Source organism: Blautia acetigignens (assembly GCF_025566865.1).
GTDB classification, from domain to species: domain Bacteria; phylum Bacillota; class Clostridia; order Lachnospirales; family Lachnospiraceae; genus Blautia_A; species Blautia_A acetigignens.
This window is the reverse complement of record NZ_JAOQJM010000031.1, coordinates 7,314-11,549: the sequence shown is the minus strand read 5'-3', so window position 1 is coordinate 11,549 and position 4,236 is coordinate 7,314. Positions and strand designations below refer to the sequence as shown.

Here is a 4,236-nt window from a genome sequence, read left to right as displayed (position 1 = left end):
TACGCCGCCGAAACAGCGGCAACCGATTTCTCGGTTGCAAAAAGAGTATGCCCGTCACGGGAGGAAGGAGTATATGGCAAGACATTCATTTATACAGATGTCGAAGCTATCCAATGTCAAGGGAAGAATATCCTATATCACAAGCCACGCAAAGCAGGAAAACCTTTATGCCACCTACCGCACCGCCGACAATGAATTTTGGAGTAACCTTGCAAGGGAAAGCCAGCAGGAGTTTAAGCGGAGCGGCACAGAGGGCAAATGTATCGAAGCAAGGGAATTGATTATCGCCCTGCCCGAAGTTTATACAAGATACGAGCCGCAGGAAGTCCTTGAAGATTTTACGGAGGAGTTCCGCAAGAGATATGGTGTGGAGTGCGTGTCAGCCCTCCACCACAACAAACGCAAAACCAATTATCATATCCATCTTATCTTCAGCGAAAGAAAACTGCTTCCTGAGCCTGACATCAAGAGAGCCACACGCAGCGTGTTCTATGATGAAACGGGCAAAAGGGTACGCACCAAGAAAGAAATCACAGGGGAGGACGGGCAGATACGCAAAGGCTGTACCGTCATTAAAAAGGGCGAGGTTTACGAAAGCCACCTCTTTACCGTGAAAGATGATAAATTCAAAAGCGAGCCTTTTCTTCGGGAGATAAAAGAGATTTACACCGACCTTATCAATCGGCATATCTCCGATCCCGAACAGCAGTTAAAGGTATTTGATAAGAACAGCGTTTATCTTCCCACCAAGAAAATCGGCAAGAACAATCCCAAAGCCGCCGAGATTGAAGCGGACAATACCGCAAGGCAGGAATGGAACAGGACAGCGGATATGGCGTTGTTATCGGGTATTTCCGAAGCAAAGATTTTAGAAGTCAAGCAGACCGAGATACACGAAAAAGCAAGCCAGTCAATTAAAAGCAAAGGCTGGCTTCCTAATCTGTTCCGTGGGATTGTGGCAAAGGCAAAAGATTTTCTGCAAAACCTTATTCGGGAAAAGGATATGCCACCCAAGCCTACACTTGATATTGATATGGCAGAGTTCCGTCATATGCGAAATCTGATGATAAAAGTACAGGATAAGGCAAAGGAAATTAAAAACTTGCAGGACAAAGTTCTGCCGCACTTGAAACAGCAGCTTGCTGATACAAAGGGGCTTTTCAAAGGTAAAGAACGAAAAGCGTTGGAGGTAAAAATCAAAGAAACCGAAGTGGAAATTGCCGACAGGCTGGATAAAATCCCCGATACACTCAAAGCGGACGGTTATCCTGATGTGCAGGTATTTATGCGTACTTTCCGAGAAATGGAAAGCGTTGTAGAGCAGTACAACCGTGACCTTGCCGAGTGGGAATACCAAGTCAGCAGGAAGCCGACAGCTGCCACTAAAGAACAGCACAGACCGCCCGAAAGGCAGAGCGTGTTAAAACATCTGCGTGAGATACAGGAACGCAACAAGCAGCAACCACCGCAAAGACAGTATAAAAAATCCATTGACAGAGATAGCAGGTAGCATTGAAAAACCGCCGTTACGGTTTTACCCATAGCGGCGGCGTACATAACATTATCGTAGAAAAAGAAGGGATTAGTTTAATCTATCCAAATCTTCAAGATAAATAGACACTTCTCCACATTCAGGGCAAATGGCTACTTTAGGCTTTCCTATTCGACCACCAAATAACTTGTTTTCATCAGATGATAAAACAATTCCATATCCCGCCCCTTCAATTTTTACAGCACAATTTTCTTTCATTTCACATCCACATCTGATACACTTTCTCATTTCTTACTCCTAACTATATATATTTTTTTCTGAAAAACAAGTTTGACAGTACAAAAGACAACCCGCATATTGCAACAACAGAAACTCCTGCAATAGCAATGCTTACTTCAAAATTCTCTACAACAAACCACATAATTGAATTATTTGTTGCCTTAGTCCATAAGCCCAAAACAACAAGCAGTATAATTAAGATAAACATTGTCGCAAATCCAGCATTAACACCTAACGAGTAATTTGATGGCAAAACAAATGCCAAAAACAATAATGTCAGTGCAAATGAAGCACAGGACATAAAGAGATAAAAACCATATGCATATTGTGGAAACAGAATATATGAGGCAGAATTTACAATGAGTGCAACCACAAAGCCAATTAAGGACAAAATACCCGCACAAGCATATCTGCTGCATACAATCTGTTTTTTAGATACAGGAAGTGATACAGCATATTTCCCCCATTTCCATTGCTCGTCACAAGTTGTTAGGGAGATAATCATTGACATTATTTCAATAGGAATGAGTAAAAAACTGATATATATTGTTCCGCTTTTTTCCAATATGAACATTAACGCAATAATAATGGCTATATCCATAATCACACGAGGTAAGCCATATTTCTTTTTAATTGTAAGAAAATCCTTTGTTAATAGCCCTTTCATTTCATTTCCCCCTTTACATAGAAAAGCATAATTTCTTCGATTGCGGCTGGAACAACAATCGCTTTTGGATATTTTTTCTCGGCAATGTGACGGTCTTTTACAAGCACTTTGTATTGATAATCCTCTTTCCTATAAGCGATTATCTCTGATTTATCTAAGTTGTCAAAAACCATAGCACCACAACTCATTACACCGTAATTATCAACTAATTCGTCTTTTGAGTGGGTGAAAACCAATTTCCCCTTATGAATAAAAGTAATATAATCTGCCACTTTTTCTAAATCGCTTATGATATGAGAAGATACCAATACCGAATGATTTTCGTCTTGAACAAAGTCAATCAAAATATCTAAAATGTCATCTCTGATAATAGGGTCAAGACCACTTGTTGCTTCGTCCAAAATTAAAAGTTCTGCTTTGTGCGAAAGTGCCACAGCAAAAGCCAACTTAACTTTCATACCTTTAGAAAAATCCTTTACCCTTTTATCAGCAGGAAGTTCAAACTTCGAGAGATAATTGACATAAGTATTTCGTTCCCATTTTGAATATATTCCCGACATATATGTTCCAATTTCATTTGGTGTAAATATATCTGGGAAATGGTTTTCATCAAATACAACGCCTATTTTGTCTTTGATTTCAATTTCTTCAGAGAGATAATCCTTTCCGAAAATTTCAATATTTCCATCTGTCTTTGATATTTCATTAAGAATACAGTTAATAGTTGTTGATTTTCCTGCACCATTTTCTCCAATCAGTCCCATAATTACGCCTTTAGGTACAGTGAAGGTCAATTTATCAAGAACGAAATCACCGTAATCTTTTGTCAAACCTTTAACTTCTAAAATATTTTCGCTCATTTATTCGTCCTCCTGATATAAAAGTGTCAGTAAATTGATTAGTTTATCAAGTGATATTCCACTTGCCCTTGCCACTTCGATTGCGTCTGTAAAGTGTTCCTCTATCTTCTTTTGTTGTTCCTCAAGATAAAAGTCCTGATTTTGTGCCGATACATAGCACCCTTTACCAGCTGTTGACTCTATAAATCCATCTTCTTGTAATGTGGCATAAGCTTTTTGTACCGTTAAAATACTAATGTGCAAGGACTTTGCCAATGACCTTACAGACGGAATGGCTTCACCTGTTTTCAATTCACCACTCATAATTGCCGCCTTGATTTGTGTAGAAATTTGTTCGTACAAAGGTCGGCTTGCCTTATTGCTTACAACAATATCCAAAATTCCACCGCCATTCTGTTACTTGCTATTATATAGCGTATTACATCTACAAGTACAGTATATAATAGTTGTGCCTTATTGTCAAGGGCAAGAATAAAGCGACAGAGATTTCTCCCTGCCGCTCTAATCTTTTATGTGTATATAATTTCTCTATTGATTATTTCTCTTGCCCTTGCCTGTATCTCGTTCATTCTTACAACCCACAACATCGGGTTTTCCGCTTTGAGTTGCTCAGTCACACCTTCCTTGTCAGCCATTTGCTCAACCAATCGGAACATCATATCCATTGCCTGTTCGTCAATATCAGCAAGATAACCGTTCAATTTTCCGCTTGTGAGCAGCGTGGTGTAAACTGCTCGTTTATGTTCCTGTAAATAGCGTTTGTACCGCTGTCCCCATAAGCCGATAAACTTGTGTTCTTTTTCGGTTGGTAAAGTAATGCAAGGAATATAATAATCTCCCTGCAACTCATACCATAAACCGTTGCTTTCATCATAAATATACTTGTCCATTAAAAAATCCTCCGTTATAATATATTCGCACATATGTCACAGTTCTCC

At 39.4% G+C, this 4,236-nt stretch carries 6 protein-coding genes; 1 reads left to right on the top strand and 5 read right to left on the bottom strand.

Going from position 1 to position 4,236, the window contains the following annotated elements:
• Nucleotides 1-73 precede the first annotated feature (73 nt).
• Nucleotides 74-1,510, top strand: coding sequence for a MobA/MobL family protein (locus OCV70_RS18485; protein WP_117541445.1), 1,437 nt, complete (start codon nucleotides 74-76; stop codon nucleotides 1,508-1,510).
• Nucleotides 1,511-1,582: 72 nt separating this feature from the next.
• On the opposite strand, the gene OCV70_RS18480 is transcribed toward OCV70_RS18485, so the two are convergent.
• The 5 genes from OCV70_RS18480 to OCV70_RS18460 all read right to left on the bottom strand — a co-directional run bounded on the left by OCV70_RS18480 (nucleotide 1,583) and on the right by OCV70_RS18460 (nucleotide 4,188).
• Nucleotides 1,583-1,780, bottom strand: coding sequence for a nucleic acid-binding protein (locus OCV70_RS18480; RefSeq protein WP_117541443.1), 198 nt, complete (start codon nucleotides 1,778-1,780; stop codon nucleotides 1,583-1,585).
• Nucleotides 1,781-1,793: 13 nt separating this feature from the next.
• The gene (locus OCV70_RS18475) at nucleotides 1,794-2,438 is read right to left on the bottom strand and encodes an ABC-2 transporter permease (protein WP_117753961.1); all 645 of its coding nucleotides are present in this window, start codon (nucleotides 2,436-2,438) and stop codon (nucleotides 1,794-1,796) included.
• Entirely contained in the window at nucleotides 2,435-3,298 is an 864-nt protein-coding gene (locus tag OCV70_RS18470; protein ID WP_117541439.1) for an ABC transporter ATP-binding protein, read from the bottom strand. The genes OCV70_RS18475 and OCV70_RS18470 overlap by 4 nt, the downstream gene beginning before the upstream one ends.
• On the bottom strand, nucleotides 3,299-3,676 hold the full coding sequence (locus tag OCV70_RS18465; protein WP_117541437.1) for a GntR family transcriptional regulator: 378 nt from the start codon (nucleotides 3,674-3,676) through the stop codon (nucleotides 3,299-3,301).
• A gap of 131 nt (nucleotides 3,677-3,807) precedes the next feature.
• A complete protein-coding gene (locus tag OCV70_RS18460) occupies nucleotides 3,808-4,188 on the bottom strand; it encodes a TnpV protein (protein WP_117541435.1) in 381 nt (126 codons plus the stop codon).
• Nucleotides 4,189-4,236 lie beyond the last annotated feature (48 nt).

What these genes read in the sequence shown, in the direction of transcription:
- OCV70_RS18485 (WP_117541445.1), top strand. Translation starts at nt 74, where the DNA reads ATGGCAAGACATTCATTTATACAGATGTCGAAGCTATCCAATGTCAAG.
- OCV70_RS18480 (WP_117541443.1), bottom strand. Translation starts at nt 1,780, where the DNA reads ATGAGAAAGTGTATCAGATGTGGATGTGAAATGAAAGAAAATTGTGCT.
- OCV70_RS18475 (WP_117753961.1), bottom strand. Translation starts at nt 2,438, where the DNA reads ATGAAAGGGCTATTAACAAAGGATTTTCTTACAATTAAAAAGAAATAT.
- OCV70_RS18470 (WP_117541439.1), bottom strand. Translation starts at nt 3,298, where the DNA reads ATGAGCGAAAATATTTTAGAAGTTAAAGGTTTGACAAAAGATTACGGT.
- OCV70_RS18460 (WP_117541435.1), bottom strand. Translation starts at nt 4,188, where the DNA reads ATGGACAAGTATATTTATGATGAAAGCAACGGTTTATGGTATGAGTTG.